Here is a 13,525-nt window from a genome sequence, read left to right as displayed (position 1 = left end):
CCATGCCGATGACACTCACCACCGCCGTCCGCACGGGCCCGCGCGCCCGCGCGGAAACCGAACCGGCACCGCGCCGGCCTGCGCCCGAACCGCAGGAACGCCGCCGCCACGAGCATCCGGGCGAGCGTGCGCACGCGCATCCGCGCTAAAACGTCAGCGGGGATGCTGCGGGATTCACAGAGTGGGACGCGCCGCTGTCAGGCCGCCATGGCGGCGGCGGCGGTGCTTTGGTAAAGGTCGAGGCGGTTATACAGCGTTTTCAGGCTCACGCCGAGCGTCTTCGCGGCTTGGCGCTTGTCGCCATGAAAATGCTCCAGCGTGGCCAGGATCATTGCGCGCTGTGCGTCGGCCAGCGTCACGCCCACGGTCAGGCTCAGCACGCCTTCCTTGACGGTCGGACGTGCGGGGCCGCGGGCCGGTGCCAGGGGCGCAGCCAGTTCGACCGTTTTCTCGCCGAGGATGTACCCGCGTTGCACGGCGTTGCGCAACTCGCGCACATTGCCGGGCCACGGCTGGCTGCGCAGCGCCGCCAGGGACTGGCGCGAAAACACCTTGTCGGTCTGGTGGGCCGCGTTGAACTGCGCAAGGAAGTGCAGGGCCAGCTCTTCGATGTCGTCGCCACGATCGCGCAGCGGCGGAACCTGCAGCGGCACCACAGCCAGGCGATACATCAGATCTTCGCGGAAGGCGCCTTCCTTCACCGCTTCCAGCAGGTTGCGGTTCGTGGCCGCGATGATGCGCGCGCGCGTCTGGATGGGCTCGGTACCGCCCACGCGCATGAACACGCCGGTCTCCAGCACACGCAGCAGCTTGACCTGCATCTCGACCGGCATTTCCGTGATTTCATCGAGAAAGATCGTGCCGCCGCAGGCGTGTTCGAAGTAGCCGATATGGCGCTGGGCGGCCCCGGTAAAGCTGCCCTTTTCGTGGCCGAACAGTTCGGATTCGATCAGGTTGGGCGAAATGGCGCCGCAGTTCACGGCGATGAAGGCCTGGTCTGCGCGCGGGCTCATGTCATGCACGGTGCGCGCAATCAGCTCCTTGCCGGTACCCGATTCGCCCATGATCAACACGGTGGCCAGCGTGCCTGACACCTTGCCGATCTGGTCGTACAGCGCCCGCATCACGGACGAGCGGCCGTAGAGGTGGCCGAAATCCGGCTCGGCAATCGATTGGGCGGGGGATGATTCTGCGTCCGACGGCACGCGGTCGGTGTCGTCAAAGTCGGCCAGGGCAGGGGGATAGCTCAGGCGCCCAACGGTCACTGCACGTTCGTCGGCGAAGGCTTCGCTCAAGGACATGGCTCCCTCGTGGTTGGTTGCGACGGGGACGTCCTGGCGAGTGGCTGCATCGTCAGCGATGCAGTCTTCCGAAGGCAGGGTACGTCGTCATCCCGTCACATTGTGTTGAAAAGTTGAGCCATTATCAGCGCCGCCCAAGCGCGTTGTATGTCGGTCGTGCGCTGACGTTTCTTCCATCCTGTCGGCCAAACGCTGACAAGAATCGGGCCTGAGATGCAGATGCAGCGCGGGTTTCACATTACCAAGCGGCGTAACGTGTCCATTTCGTCCCGCAGGTGGCGAAGCGCTGACCTTCTCAACTATGCTGACTGCTGCGTAGTACGGGCAGGTTCGCCCGGTGTGATGTATTCGATCCATTTCTTGCATGCGTGCGTGTAAAAATTACCGGCACCCTTCTCGCCGAGATGGGTTTGGCGCGCCCTGGAGGAGGTTGTATTGGATGGAATACTTTTTGCACCTGCCGCCGGTTCTGCCGCCAAGCGCACCGTTGCGCCATGCATGATTGCCGGCACATGCCGGCTCATCCAACCAAATCGAGATGCCACATATCCTGATTGTCGAAGACGATGCCAACGCACGCGCTGCTCTAGGTGAGCTGGTGGGTGCCGAAGGCTTCACCACCGCGCTGGCCGGGTCGCTGCGCGATGCGCGCATTCAGATGTCGCGTCACAGCCCCGATGCCGTGCTCATCGATCTTGTCCTGCCCGACGGCAATGGCATGGATCTGATGGAAGACATCGCGCCGCACTCCGGCACCGAGATCATCGTCATGACGGGCCACGCCAGCGTGGAAACCGCCGTCGAGGCGCTGCGCATGGGCGCGGCCGACTACCTCGTCAAGCCGGTCAACTTCCAACGGTTGAAATCGGTCCTGGCGCGGATTCCACGCCCGGGCGATCTCAAAGCCGAGATCGGCAACCTGCGCGGTGAGTTGCGGCGCCTGGGCCTGTTCGGCCAGATGCTCGGCAACTCCGCGGTGATGCAGACGTTGTATGACCAGGTCAGCCGCGTGGCGCCCACCGAGGCGACCGTGCTGTTGATCGGCGAATCGGGCACAGGCAAGGAACTGGCCGCACAGACCATCCACGACCTGAGCCTGCGTCGCAAGCAGCCGTTCCTGCCGGTCAACTGCGGCGCCATTTCGCCCAACCTGATCGAGTCGGAAATGTTCGGCCACGAGCGCGGCAGCTTCACGGGCGCCGATCGCCAGCACAAGGGCTACTTCGAACGCGCCAACGGCGGCACGCTGTTCCTCGATGAAATTACCGAGATGCCGATCGAGCTGCAGGTGAAACTGCTGCGCGTGCTGGAAACCGGCGTGTTCATGCGCGTGGGCACCAACCGCGAGATCGATTCCGACGTGCGCGTGATTGCCGCCACCAACCGCGACCCCGAAGAAGCCGTGGCAGACGGCAAGCTGCGTGCCGACCTGTATCACCGCCTGAACGTGTTTCCGCTGCAATTGCCGCCGCTGCGCGAGCGCGGCAAGGATGTCGAGCTGCTGGCACAGCATTTCCTCGATCAGCTCAACGCGCAAAGCAACACCAAGAAGGCATTCCTGCCTTCGGCCATGGAGACGCTGCGCGGCTATCACTGGCCGGGCAATGTGCGCGAATTGCGCAACTACGTGCAGCGCGCGTACATCCTGTCGGACGACGCCGGCATCGATACGGCCAACGTACCGCTGCAAGTGTCGAGCACGCAGGTTTCGTCCGGTTCCACGTTGACGATTTCGGTCGGAACGTCACTGGCGAGCGCCGACAAGAAGCTCATTCTTGCCACGCTCGAGCAATGCGGGGGTGTGAAGAAGCGTGCGGCCGAGCTGCTTGGTATCAGCCTGAAGACGCTTTACAACCGGCTTGAGGAATATGGCAACAGCGGCGGCGAGGACGGCGGCGAGGGCAACAGCGCCGGTTCCGGCCGCGCGCATGCCACCGAGGCATAACCCGACTTCCTCGTGCGGTACGCGGCTTGCTGATCCCGGGGGGGTATCCGCCCCATGGCGGCAAGCTCACTCAACTGCACAGGAGGTCACCATGCTGCGTTATGCAGTCGTCTTTTTCATCATCGCCCTGATTGCGGCCGTGCTCGGGTTTGGCGGCATCGCTGCCGGCGCAGCGAGCATCGCCAAGATCCTGTTCATGATTTTTGTGGTGCTGTTTGTGGTCAGCCTCATCTGGGGCCTGGTCGCGGGCAGAGGATGACGCCGGGATGAAGCGCACAGCTTTCAACCCGGCCCTCGCGATGCCATGCAACTCCAGGAGCGCTGACTGATGGAACCGTCTCAAACCAATCCTTTTCCCAAATCCGATGCCAACGGCAACCTCATCCGCGGCGACGTCGCACAAGCCGCCGAACGTGTGAAGGCGACCACGGCACAGGCCATCGACCGCACCGCCGACGCTGCGGCCACCGCACTCGACGAGGCCGCCGCCAAGCGCGAACAACTGCGCGCTTCACAGCAGCGGCTTATGAGCGATGCGGCCGAATGCATGCGGTCGCATCCGCTTGCGACGATCGGTCTGGCGTTCGGCGCAGGGTTTCTCATCAGCCGCCTGCTGGGGAGCAGCAACGACTGAGGGCTCAGACCCTCGCGTTTTACTGCCAGCCACGGCCGCGCTTGCGCGTGTGCCGTGTGCTGACTAGGCTCAAGGTCAAGGTTGAGGCCGGCACCGCGCTGGCCTCGTCGCTTTGCAAGGAATCTCCATGCGCCTGGCTGCCTACTTCGACCGGGCCCTGCTCAAGCGTTCCGCCCAGGTGTTGATCGGGGCTGTGCAGCAGTGGTCTGCGCATCGCGCCGCGAGCAAGGGCGCGGCGTTGTCGTTCTACACGCTGTTCTCGATGGCGCCGGTGCTGGTGCTCGTCATCTCCATTGCCGGCTTGTTCTTTGGCGAACAGGCCGCACGCGGCGAAATCTTCGGGCAGATCGAAGGGCTGGTCGGCACGCAGGGCGCTTCTGCGGTGGAAGCCGTGCTTGCGGCAACGCGGCGCTCCGGCAACGGCCTGTTCGCGGCGGTCACCGCCGTCGTCCTGTTATTGGTGGGCGCCACCACGGCCTTCTCCGAACTCAAGGACAGCCTCGACGAACTCTGGGAGGTGCCGCCGCGCCAGCAGCCCGGGCTGTGGGGCTTGCTGCGCTCGCGGTTGCTGTCGTTCAGCCTGATCCTCGTGCTGGCGTTTCTGCTGCTGGTGTCGCTCACCATCAACGCGGCGCTGGCGGTGGTGGAGCGTTTCTGGGGCGCCTTGTGGTCGGGCTCCACTTCGGGCATTGCGCTGCTGGTGGCCGAGGCGCTGTCGTCGGCGTTTTCGTTTGCGGTCGTGGCGCTGCTGTTTGGCACCATCTTCAAGATGCTGCCCGAAACGCGCGTGGCCTGGCGCGACGTTGCCCTGGGCGCCATCGTGACGGCGCTGCTCTTCACGCTGGGCAAACACCTCATCGGCCTGTATCTGGGCAACAGCGCCGTCGCGTCGTCCTACGGGGCAGCGGGCTCGGTCGTGGCGCTGATGCTGTGGATTTACTACTCGGCGCAGATCTTCTTCTTTGGCGCGCTGGTCACCCGGCAATATGCGCTGCGATTCGGCAGCCGCCAGCACGAAGCGTCAGGTGCCGGGGCTGCCGCGCAAGCGGCGTTGCTGAACCCGGCGATCGCGGCCACGCTCTCCAATGGGGTTGCCGGGGGCCACGCAAGCGCAGCCCGCAACAGCCGCTAAGACACCCGCATCAATCGCGTGTCAGTTGCTCCAGCAGCATCCCCGCCACAAATGCCAGACCGATGGTAATAACCGGGTGCTGACGTACGGAGCCGCTCGCCTGCTCCGAGACATTGGCATGCAGGTTTTTCAACTGTTCGGTGCGCTTGTCGAATTGCGTGAGCGCCGTGGAGAGGACGCTCGCCAGCCGATCGATGCCCTCGGCCGTGGCATCTTTCACGCGCTGCGCGGTGTGGTCGATCTGCGGATGCAGCGTGGTGACGGTCGCGCCGTTGGCGCCGTTCGTACCGTTGGTGCCATTGCTGGTGGTGGGCGGCTTGGGGGACAGTTCGGTCATATCGGCCTCCTGAGCTGGGTCGTGTCAGTCAGTCACAAGCAACCGTCATGCCCCGATCGTTGCGCGCCGCCAATAGAAAAGGGCCACGACTGTGGCCCTCGACACGGTGAGGAACTGCGCGGCTAGCCGACCGTCACCACGGTCTTGCGCACGGCCCAGATTTCAGCTTGCAGGGCCAATGCGGCGAGTGCCTGCAGGCTGTCCTGCGGCAGGGCCTTGATCCGCTTGCGGCGATTGGCGGCACGCTGCTGACGCGCCGCGCGCACGCTTTGTTCATCGAGTTGCCACGCCTTGCGGGTGGTCTCGATGATGCGTTGCACTGCCGGATCGACAGGGATTCGACTACGCACGATGTTGGACTCCTTGCTTCTTTGCTTCTTTCAATGTCGCGGCGTACCCAAAGGCGGGTTTCGCGACGGACTCCACGATACGGGAGCTTCATGACAACTTCGATAACACCGCCTCCGAAAGGGTTGTCAGTGCATTCCCACAACGGGTTGGTCTCCTCCGTCCGGGGGACGGTTCCTAGGGAGTTTCCCGCGCTTGCGGCCCGGATCAGTTGATCCTAAGCAAGGGCGCCGATCGCGTACAATCTCGGCTGCCCCGGATTGACAACGCCGCTCGGGCAGTCCATCGGCCGCCGGGATGACCCCGCAGCCAGCGCACTTGCCACGTGCGCAACCATCCGCATTTTTCACTCCTTCCCTTTCGGTTTTTGCCCGTGAGTACGCTGCAGCAGGAGATCCGGCGCCGCCGGACGTTCGCCATCATTGCCCACCCGGATGCGGGTAAAACCACGTTGACCGAGAAACTGCTGTGGTTCGGCGGCGCCATCCAGATGGCCGGCGCCGTGCGCGCACGTAAAGCCAACCGCCACGCCACCTCCGACTGGATGGAGATGGAAAAGCAGCGCGGCATCTCGGTCACGTCGTCGGTGATGCAGTTTCCGTACCGGAACGAAGGCGGCGACTACATCGTCAACCTGCTCGACACCCCGGGCCACGAAGACTTCTCGGAAGACACGTACCGCACGCTCACGGCCGTCGACTCCGCCGTGATGGTGATCGACTCCGTCAACGGCGTGGAAGCGCAGACCATCAAGCTGCTCAACGTCTGCCGCCTGCGCAGCACGCCCATCCTCACGTTCATCAACAAGCTCGACCGCGAAGGCCGTGCGCCCATCGAGCTGCTCGATGAAATCGAAAGCGTGCTGCAGATCCAGTGCGCGCCGATGACGTGGCCGATCGGCATGGGCAAGTCGTTCAAGGGCGTGTATCACCTCGTTAACGACACGGTGCAGCTGTTCGACCCGAACGCCGACAGCGAGAAGGGCGCCACGGCCGGCCTGATTCAAGGTCTGGACAACCCGGAGCTGGATCGCGTGTTGGGCTCGCAGGCGGAAGAACTGCGCATCGACATCGAACTCGTGCGCGGCGCATCGCACACGTTCGACAAAGAGGCGTTCCTGGCCGGCAAGCAGTGCCCGGTGTACTTCGGTTCGGCGGTGAACAACTTCGGCGTGCAGTCGCTGCTCGATGCACTGGTCGACCAGTCCCCCGAGCCGCTGCCACGCCCCACCGAAACGCGCGAAGTCAAGCCGATGGAAGAGAAGTTCACCGGCTTCGTCTTCAAGATCCAGGCGAACATGGACCCGAAGCACCGTGACCGCATCGCGTTTGTGCGCGTGTGCTCGGGCCGCTTCGAGCGCGGCATGAAGCTGCTGCAGGTGTCGACGGGCAAGACGGTCGCCATCAACAACGCCATCACCTTCATGGCGCAGGACCGCAACACCACGGAAGAGGCCTTCGCCGGCGACATCATCGGCGTGCCCAACCACGGCACGATCCGGCTGGGCGATGCCTTCACGGAAGGCGAGGCGCTGAAGTTCACGGGTATCCCGTCGTTTGCGCCGGAGTTCTTCCGTCGCGCGCGCCTGAACAACCCGCTGCGCCTGAAGCAGCTGCAGAAGGGTTTGCAGCAACTGGCCGAAGAGGGCGCCACGCAGATGTTCCGCCCGCTGGCATCGAATGACCTGGTGCTGGGCGCTGTCGGTATCCTGCAGTTCGACGTGGTTGCGCACCGCCTGGAGCACGAGTACGGCGTCGATGCCATCTTCGAACCGCACGAATGCTCCACCGCCCGCTGGCTGCGCGGCAAGCAGGAAGATATCGACAAGCTGATCGACAAGGCCGGCCACAACGTGGCGCTGGATGGTGCCGGCGACTACGTGTACCTGGCGCCGAGCCAGGTGAACCTGCGCCTGACGCAGGAGCGCTTTCCGGACATCCAGTTCATGGAAACGCGGGAAATCGTCTAAGCGGCGATGGGCGAAAAGAAACGGGGCCATGTGCCCCGTTTTCTTTTTGTTCGTTGTTATTCCAAATATGGGCTCCCCTCGAATACGTTGAGCGCCCAGATCGTTAAAAACGGTATGGACCACAGCCACCTGGAAACCAGGCTTGTCCGCTCGGCCAGCAATGCCCACAGCGCCATGCTGCTTGCCCCCCACATTGCCAGATGGGAAATGACGTAGTTGCTCTGCGATTTGTAGGCCCACACCCCAGCAACGGGGCCTTCCATTCCAAAGGGGTACTCGTACGGTGTCGTCAGTGCATCCCAGAGATCGAAGGGCAGAAGAACGAACATCATGCCGAGTAGGGCTGCGTACACCGCCCTCAAAATTTTAATAGCGGACTTCGAGTTCCATGTCTTTGGCATAGAGCAGAAACTCCTTTGCGAAGGACTCCATTGAATCGGTCAGATCGATGCACCCAATGGAGCCTGGAAACCTGCCGCCGTGAATGGTGAAGCTGTGACGGCCGTAGACGTTGGTTCCCCGGCTCGGGACCAGTCCGACCCGGCGTGTACCCCACGCGATAGTGCATCCTGGCCAGCGTCCCGCTTTGATACTGATGAAATTCAGTATGCAGGCAGCGCGGTTGATGGCAGGCGCTTCTTCCCATTTCTGGAAATCTGATTGCAATGCGATATAGCTTCCCTCGGGAATGGGGCCCCTGTCTTTTAGTGATTGGTGAGCTTTCCCGTTGAAGCCGGGCTTTCCGGAAAGCGCCGGCCAGCGTCTTTCAACTTGTCCGTCTTCGATCCATTGCAAGGATCGACCATCAAACAGTAATCGAGCGTGTCGACGTGAGATGCGCCATTCCACCTCGTCCAAATCAAGCAGCTTGACGATTTCGCGCGGTGTTGGAGTCTTCGGAAGCTCGTCACCAAATCGGTCTTCGAGAAACGTCAGGTATTGACGGCGTAACGCGTGATTCTCTGCAATGGCGTTCTCAAGAGGGCCCATAGGTGGATGCATCCTTTCCGTGAAGAAAACATCTTCCTATCAGGACCGCGAGAAGGTATATCGGCCGACTCTGAGTTCGATGCGATCAGCCATCAATGCGGCGTCGCCGCTGTATCCGCACCCGCACCGCATCCAGCCCGGCTCCCGCATCCAACACGTCGTCTGCAGCAAACACACCTTGCGCCAGGCGCGCCAGAGCGCCGCCGCCCGGCACCTCCACCGCCATGTTTGCGCCGCGTTCCAGCGCATGCCGCAGCGTGTCGTGCCACAACACCGGCCGCGCCATGTTCCACGCCAGGTCTTCGACGATGAGATTGGCGCGAAACAGCGCACGCGCGCGGCTGCTGCTGACGTAGGTGATCTGGGGGGCGTGGGTGGTGGCCTTTGCCGCGGCGGCGGCAAGCTCGGCGGCTTGCGTGTCCAGCAACGGGCAGTGCGACGGCACCGCCATGCACAACCGCGTCGTCTTCGATGCGCCGTGGGCCAGCGCGCGTTCGGCGACCTGCGCGAGCGCCGCGTCGTTGCCGGCCACGACGATCTGCCGTTCCGCATTCACGTTGGCGACATAGGCCGGCGTGGCGGCGGCGTTGACTTGCGCAACGATGCCGCCGACCTCCGGTTCGGCTAGGCCGATGATGGCGACCATGCCGTAACCGCTTGGGTAAGCGTCTTCCATGAGCTGAGCCCGCAGGCGCACCAGGCGCAGCGCATCGCTGAACTCCAGCACACCGGTGACAACCGCCGCAGGCCACGCGCCGATGGACAGGCCCGCCACCATGTCCGGTCCTGCGTTCTGCCGAGCCAGCGTACGCGCTACTGCCACGCCGGCAACCAAGAGACAAAGCTGCACGGCGACCGTCGACCGCAACGCCTCTGCGGTATCGAGCGTGAGCGGATCGACGCCGAGCACGTCGCCGGCTTCGGTCAACGTCTGCGCAACAGCCGGGTCGGCAGGCAGCGCGTGCAGCATGCCCGCGCGCTGGCTGCCCTGGCCGGGAAACATGAACAGGATGCTCATGCTGCGTCGCTCCATGGGTCTGCGACGAGCCGGGGGCCGTGGTCGGTCTTGAGCATCGTTTGATGCGGCGACGCCAGCCAGTCGCGTAACGCGAAGCCGCCGTAGCCGGTGTCGATCTGCAAATCGACGCGGCATTCGGTATCGCTCAACAGTTGGACGAGCTGATCGCGTTGCGCAGTCGACGGGGCACGCGGCATGCGCACAACGAGGTCGAGATCGCTCTCCGCATGCAGCACAGGCAGCCCGCTGGCGAGCGCAAAGCCGGCGCCGCCTGTCGGTCCCCACGCCCAGCCGAGTGCGTTGAGTTCTCGCGCCAGCGCGCGCAAGGTGCGCAGCGCCGCGAATGGCGCGTCGTGTGCGATGGAGGCGGCTCGGGCTGCCAGCGCCTCGGGTGAGACCACACGCGAGATGCTGTTGGCGGCCGCCGTCGCTGCGCAGCGTTCATGCCGGGCGACGCCGCGCAGGCCGACCGGCACGGAACCATCGGTGCCGCGCGGTGCGCGTCGCACCACAACAGGCGCGCCTTGCCGGCATGCCGCAATGGCCCAGTCAGGCAAGGGCGCGCCATTCGTCGCCACGGGCGTCTCAGACACCCACAGCAGGTCGTGTGCGCGCAGCAGCGTAGATGTCATCGCAGCAGCGCCTGCGTGGCCAGGAACAAGATCGACGGTCCGAGCAGGCAACCGAGGCCCGTATGGAACGTCGCCACCAGCGAGCCGTACGGTACCAGCCGCCGATCCGTGGCGGCCAGGCCCGCCGACACCCCGCTGACCGTACCCGCCAATCCGCCGAACACCATGGCCGCGCGCGGGTTGTTCAGGCCGAGCGCCTTGGCCGCGAACGGCGTGCCGACCATCACCAGGATTGCCTTGACGAGGCCCGTCGCAATCGACAGCGCCATCACATCGGAGGTGGCACCGAGCGCCGCACCGGTGACCGGCCCGACGATGTACGTCACGGCACCCGCGCCGATGGTGGTGACGCTCACCGGATCGGTGTACCCGAAGGCGTAGGCAACGCAGGCGCCGACGATGAACGGCAGCACCGTTCCCAGCAGCAGCGAGATGGCGCCGATCATGCCGGCCTTGCGTGCCTCGGTCACCTGCACTTCAAAGGCCGTGGCCACGATGGCGAAATCGCGCAGCATGGCTCCGCCCATCAGGCCGATCCCGCCGAACAGTTTCAGGTCGGCCAGGCCACGCTCGCCGCCGGTCTGCATGCCGCCCCAATAGGCGAGCACCAGCCCGATCATGATGGCGATGGCCGAGCCGTGCACGCGCCCGAACGTCAGCTTCTTGGACACCCACATCGACAGACCCATGACGATGCCGACCAGCGCGAACGCCGCGACCAGCCCGTTGTGCTGCAGAACTTTCTCTAGCATTGACAGCATGGTGCGGCTCCTCAAGCGCGGGCTTGTTCGGATTCAGGCAGTGGCGGCAGCGGTTGCCGGTTTTCTGCCTTGCCTGTGCGGTTGATGACCGCGATGCAGGCGCCGCATACGATCACCGCGCCGATGGCACCGAGCAACGCAACGGGGCCGCCGCGCAGTGCGGTGACCACGTTCTGCGTGGCTGCCATGGCCACCACCACGGGGATGTACATCGCGCCCCAGAACGAGACGCCCGCCTCGGTGGCGGCGGGCATCAGGCCGCGCTTGTGCAGGTAGAGCCGCGCGAAGATGAGCAGCAGCATGGCGATGCCCACGCCGCCGACATTGGCCTTCACGCCGATGGCCTGGCCGAGCAGGTCGCCCAGGAAGAGGCCGGCGATATGACAGAGCGCCAGCAGGGTTGTACCGTAGATGATCACGTCTTTGTCTCCTGAAGGAACGGCGATGGGTCGCCTGTTGTGGTGTTTTGGTGATCGAGGGTTGAGGACTGGTTGTTTTTGCGTTGATTGCGTTGGTGGTGCATCCCTTGTTTCATCCCCTGCCGGGGCTGACTTACTTTCTTTGTCTTGCCAAAGAAAGTAAGCAAAGAAAGGCGCGCCCGATGCGGCGAACCCCTCCTTGAATTTCCATAACCGGGCGGAGAAGGGGAAAACTCGCTTCGCTCAAACAGTTCCCCTTCTTTTTTCCGCCCGCTTACAGAAATTCAAGGCGCCGCATAGGGCAGGGCACGGCCACACCATCTGGTGCTTTAGGTTCGCGCCGTGATGTGCTTCCTATTCGTTATGCGCCTTCTGGCTGGGCGTTCCATTGCTCGCGCAGGCGTTTGCGGACTTCCGACGATGCGTTGCGCAGCGGTGCGCCCAGGCGGCTTTCCAGGCCGCGTGATGGGTCGGCTGCGATGTCGGCCAGTGCTGCGGCGAGTGCGGTTTGCACGGTGTCGACGTCTCCGGCGTCGGGTGCGTCGGCGGATTTGACCTTCAGCAGTTTCCACAGCAAGCCGAGCGACGCGAAGCTGGCGATGTCGTACGCCATGGGCGGAATCTCTTGTGCGAGGCGTTCCAGGTCGGCGACGGAGCGCAGCGTTACGCGCGCGGCTGCGGCCTTGCCCATCGCGTGCACCATCACGTCGGCGTCGTCCAGTGCGAGCAGGCGATTGGCCTGGTAGCCGTGCGCGAGCAATGCGCCCGACATGGCGCGGCCGACGATGAGGCCGATGACGGGGTGGCCGGCCAGGCGTGCGGCAGCGTAGGCGTCCGCCGCTGCAGCCAGGGCGAGGTGGATGCCGTAGGCCTCCTCGCGACGGCCGTAGGCCTGGCTTGCCACATCGATGACGGCGACGATGGCGCGCTTCTTTTCCTGCGCGGCGTCTGCAGTCATGACATCGCGCACGGCGCGCGCGAGCTGCCAGCCTTCGACGAGGCCGACTTCACCGTTGCGTGCGCGAGGGAAGCGGTTCTCGGCATCGGGCACGACGGCGACGTAGCGCGCGGGCTGGCCCGCGAGCGCGGCATCGACGACTTGCAGTGTGCTGCCGTAACCCGGCACCGCTGTGCCGACGGCGAGCGAGCGCATCCAAGTCGCGCCGCGCGTGGAAAGTTCGTTCTGGCTCATGCGACGTCCTTTGCGTAGTGCGTGCGCACATCTTCTGCCGTGGCTTGGCGTGATGTGTCCACAGCGGCGAGTTGTGCGAGGTAGTGGTCGATCTGCTCGCTGCGCTGGCGCGCGGGTGCGCCGGCACGCAGCCACTCGATCACCTGCGCGCGGATCGTGACGGAATCGTCTTCGATGCAGACATCGGCCAGGCCGGTGGCGGCGCGCTGCTCTCCGCCGGTCAGGCTCCAGATGAAGGGGCGATCGCGCGAGTCGTATTCCTCGATGCCGGCTTCCTGTTCAATCACCTGCGGGCCGTTCAGGCCGAGGCGCGCCTCGCGCGTCATCAGCAGGTAGCTGCACAGGCCCGCGGCGATGCTCATGCCGCCAAAGCAGCCAACCACGCCTGCGGTGATGCCGATCACCGGCCCGTACTCGCGCAGCGCGCGGATGCCTGCGTGGATCTCGGCAATGGCGGCCAAGCCCAGGTTGGCTTCCTGCAGCCGCACGCCGCCGGTTTCGAAGACGATCACGGCGCGTGTGGGAATGCCGTTGCGGTTGTCTTCCACCGCAAGCTCCAGCGCGCCGGCAATCTTGGCGCCAGACACTTCGCCCATGCTGCCGCCCTGGAAGGCGCCTTCAATGGCGAGCACCACCGCGGGCTGCCCGCCCAGCGTGCCGCGCGCCACCACGACGCCATCATCGGCCTGCGTGACGATGCCCTGACGCGGCAGCCACGGCGAGGTCAATTGTTCGAACGGGTCCAGCAGCTCACGGAAGGTGCCGGGGTCGAGCAGGGCAATGGCGCGTCGGCGCGCATCACGTTCAATAAAGCTGTCGCGTTCAATCGGGTTGCGTGACATGGCTT

General features: G+C 64.5%; 17 protein-coding genes. 6 read left to right on the top strand and 11 right to left on the bottom strand.

Going from position 1 to position 13,525, the window contains the following annotated elements:
- The first annotated feature begins 2 nt into the window (after window positions 1-2).
- A complete protein-coding gene (locus R2669_RS17230) occupies window positions 3-149 on the top strand; it encodes a hypothetical protein (RefSeq protein ID WP_180815215.1) in 147 nt (48 codons plus the stop codon).
- A 48-nt stretch (window positions 150-197) separates the two neighbouring features.
- Here R2669_RS17230 and R2669_RS17225 read toward each other — a convergent pair whose 3' ends face one another.
- Window positions 198-1,301, bottom strand: coding sequence for a sigma-54 interaction domain-containing protein (locus R2669_RS17225; RefSeq protein ID WP_316901431.1), 1,104 nt, complete (start codon window positions 1,299-1,301; stop codon window positions 198-200).
- A gap of 538 nt (window positions 1,302-1,839) precedes the next feature.
- Here R2669_RS17225 and R2669_RS17220 point away from each other — a divergent pair.
- From R2669_RS17220 to R2669_RS17205, 4 genes are all read left to right on the top strand, one after another.
- Window positions 1,840-3,246, top strand: a complete 1,407-nt coding sequence (locus R2669_RS17220; RefSeq protein ID WP_316890438.1) for a sigma-54-dependent transcriptional regulator — start codon at window positions 1,840-1,842, stop codon at window positions 3,244-3,246.
- A 91-nt stretch (window positions 3,247-3,337) separates the two neighbouring features.
- Complete coding sequence (locus R2669_RS17215; RefSeq protein ID WP_004632450.1) at window positions 3,338-3,505, top strand: DUF1328 domain-containing protein; 168 nt, start codon at window positions 3,338-3,340, stop codon at window positions 3,503-3,505.
- Window positions 3,506-3,574: 69 nt separating this feature from the next.
- Window positions 3,575-3,880 (top strand): hypothetical protein, encoded by a 306-nt coding sequence (locus tag R2669_RS17210; RefSeq protein ID WP_316875742.1) that lies wholly within the window; start codon window positions 3,575-3,577, stop codon window positions 3,878-3,880.
- A 127-nt stretch (window positions 3,881-4,007) separates the two neighbouring features.
- Complete coding sequence (locus R2669_RS17205) at window positions 4,008-5,012, top strand: YihY/virulence factor BrkB family protein (RefSeq protein WP_316901430.1); 1,005 nt, start codon at window positions 4,008-4,010, stop codon at window positions 5,010-5,012.
- A 10-nt stretch (window positions 5,013-5,022) separates the two neighbouring features.
- On the opposite strand, the gene R2669_RS17200 is transcribed toward R2669_RS17205, so the two are convergent.
- Both R2669_RS17200 and R2669_RS17195 read right to left on the bottom strand, forming a co-directional pair.
- Complete coding sequence (locus R2669_RS17200) at window positions 5,023-5,349, bottom strand: hypothetical protein (RefSeq protein WP_316890442.1); 327 nt, start codon at window positions 5,347-5,349, stop codon at window positions 5,023-5,025.
- Window positions 5,350-5,471: 122 nt separating this feature from the next.
- A complete protein-coding gene (locus R2669_RS17195; RefSeq protein WP_004632457.1) occupies window positions 5,472-5,699 on the bottom strand; it encodes a hypothetical protein in 228 nt (75 codons plus the stop codon).
- A 371-nt stretch (window positions 5,700-6,070) separates the two neighbouring features.
- Here R2669_RS17195 and R2669_RS17190 point away from each other — a divergent pair, with 371 nt between their 5' ends.
- The gene (locus R2669_RS17190) at window positions 6,071-7,666 is read left to right on the top strand and encodes a peptide chain release factor 3 (RefSeq protein ID WP_316875747.1); all 1,596 of its coding nucleotides are present in this window, start codon (window positions 6,071-6,073) and stop codon (window positions 7,664-7,666) included.
- A gap of 56 nt (window positions 7,667-7,722) precedes the next feature.
- On the opposite strand, the gene R2669_RS17185 is transcribed toward R2669_RS17190, so the two are convergent.
- From R2669_RS17185 to R2669_RS17150, 8 genes are all read right to left on the bottom strand, one after another.
- On the bottom strand, window positions 7,723-7,998 hold the full coding sequence (locus R2669_RS17185) for a hypothetical protein (RefSeq protein WP_316890443.1): 276 nt from the start codon (window positions 7,996-7,998) through the stop codon (window positions 7,723-7,725).
- A 34-nt stretch (window positions 7,999-8,032) separates the two neighbouring features.
- The gene (locus tag R2669_RS17180; RefSeq protein ID WP_316901428.1) at window positions 8,033-8,656 is read right to left on the bottom strand and encodes a hypothetical protein; all 624 of its coding nucleotides are present in this window, start codon (window positions 8,654-8,656) and stop codon (window positions 8,033-8,035) included.
- A gap of 85 nt (window positions 8,657-8,741) precedes the next feature.
- The gene (gene mdcH, locus R2669_RS17175; RefSeq protein ID WP_316901426.1) at window positions 8,742-9,674 is read right to left on the bottom strand and encodes a malonate decarboxylase subunit epsilon; all 933 of its coding nucleotides are present in this window, start codon (window positions 9,672-9,674) and stop codon (window positions 8,742-8,744) included.
- On the bottom strand, window positions 9,671-10,306 hold the full coding sequence (locus R2669_RS17170; protein WP_316901423.1) for a malonate decarboxylase holo-ACP synthase: 636 nt from the start codon (window positions 10,304-10,306) through the stop codon (window positions 9,671-9,673). Before R2669_RS17170 ends, mdcH begins: the two co-directional genes overlap by 4 nt.
- Window positions 10,303-11,067: a malonate transporter subunit MadM gene (madM, locus tag R2669_RS17165; protein ID WP_009240185.1), complete on the bottom strand. Its 765-nt coding sequence runs from the start codon at window positions 11,065-11,067 to the stop codon at window positions 10,303-10,305. Before madM ends, R2669_RS17170 begins: the two co-directional genes overlap by 4 nt.
- An 11-nt stretch (window positions 11,068-11,078) precedes the next feature.
- A complete protein-coding gene (madL, locus tag R2669_RS17160) occupies window positions 11,079-11,486 on the bottom strand; it encodes a malonate transporter subunit MadL (protein WP_027679642.1) in 408 nt (135 codons plus the stop codon).
- A 361-nt stretch (window positions 11,487-11,847) separates the two neighbouring features.
- Window positions 11,848-12,678 carry a biotin-independent malonate decarboxylase subunit gamma gene (mdcE, locus tag R2669_RS17155; protein WP_316901421.1) on the bottom strand — a complete coding sequence of 277 codons (831 nt, stop codon included), beginning with the start codon at window positions 12,676-12,678 and terminating at the stop codon, window positions 11,848-11,850.
- A complete protein-coding gene (locus R2669_RS17150; protein ID WP_316875756.1) occupies window positions 12,675-13,520 on the bottom strand; it encodes a biotin-independent malonate decarboxylase subunit beta in 846 nt (281 codons plus the stop codon). Before R2669_RS17150 ends, mdcE begins: the two co-directional genes overlap by 4 nt.
- Window positions 13,521-13,525: the final 5 nt, after the last annotated feature.

The organism is Ralstonia edaphi (genome assembly GCF_958350185.1).
Classification (GTDB): domain Bacteria; phylum Pseudomonadota; class Gammaproteobacteria; order Burkholderiales; family Burkholderiaceae; genus Ralstonia; species Ralstonia edaphi.
This window is presented reverse-complemented; position numbering and strand designations above follow the sequence as displayed.

What these genes read in the sequence shown, in the direction of transcription:
- R2669_RS17230 (WP_180815215.1), top strand. Translation starts at nt 3, where the DNA reads ATGCCGATGACACTCACCACCGCCGTCCGCACGGGCCCGCGCGCCCGC.
- R2669_RS17225 (WP_316901431.1), bottom strand. Translation starts at nt 1,301, where the DNA reads ATGTCCTTGAGCGAAGCCTTCGCCGACGAACGTGCAGTGACCGTTGGG.
- R2669_RS17220 (WP_316890438.1), top strand. Translation starts at nt 1,840, where the DNA reads ATGCCACATATCCTGATTGTCGAAGACGATGCCAACGCACGCGCTGCT.
- R2669_RS17215 (WP_004632450.1), top strand. Translation starts at nt 3,338, where the DNA reads ATGCTGCGTTATGCAGTCGTCTTTTTCATCATCGCCCTGATTGCGGCC.
- R2669_RS17210 (WP_316875742.1), top strand. Translation starts at nt 3,575, where the DNA reads ATGGAACCGTCTCAAACCAATCCTTTTCCCAAATCCGATGCCAACGGC.
- R2669_RS17205 (WP_316901430.1), top strand. Translation starts at nt 4,008, where the DNA reads ATGCGCCTGGCTGCCTACTTCGACCGGGCCCTGCTCAAGCGTTCCGCC.
- R2669_RS17200 (WP_316890442.1), bottom strand. Translation starts at nt 5,349, where the DNA reads ATGACCGAACTGTCCCCCAAGCCGCCCACCACCAGCAATGGCACCAAC.
- R2669_RS17185 (WP_316890443.1), bottom strand. Translation starts at nt 7,998, where the DNA reads ATGATGTTCGTTCTTCTGCCCTTCGATCTCTGGGATGCACTGACGACA.
- R2669_RS17180 (WP_316901428.1), bottom strand. Translation starts at nt 8,656, where the DNA reads ATGGGCCCTCTTGAGAACGCCATTGCAGAGAATCACGCGTTACGCCGT.
- mdcH (WP_316901426.1), bottom strand. Translation starts at nt 9,674, where the DNA reads ATGAGCATCCTGTTCATGTTTCCCGGCCAGGGCAGCCAGCGCGCGGGC.
- R2669_RS17170 (WP_316901423.1), bottom strand. Translation starts at nt 10,306, where the DNA reads ATGACATCTACGCTGCTGCGCGCACACGACCTGCTGTGGGTGTCTGAG.
- madM (WP_009240185.1), bottom strand. Translation starts at nt 11,067, where the DNA reads ATGCTGTCAATGCTAGAGAAAGTTCTGCAGCACAACGGGCTGGTCGCG.
- mdcE (WP_316901421.1), bottom strand. Translation starts at nt 12,678, where the DNA reads ATGAGCCAGAACGAACTTTCCACGCGCGGCGCGACTTGGATGCGCTCG.
- R2669_RS17150 (WP_316875756.1), bottom strand. Translation starts at nt 13,520, where the DNA reads ATGTCACGCAACCCGATTGAACGCGACAGCTTTATTGAACGTGATGCG.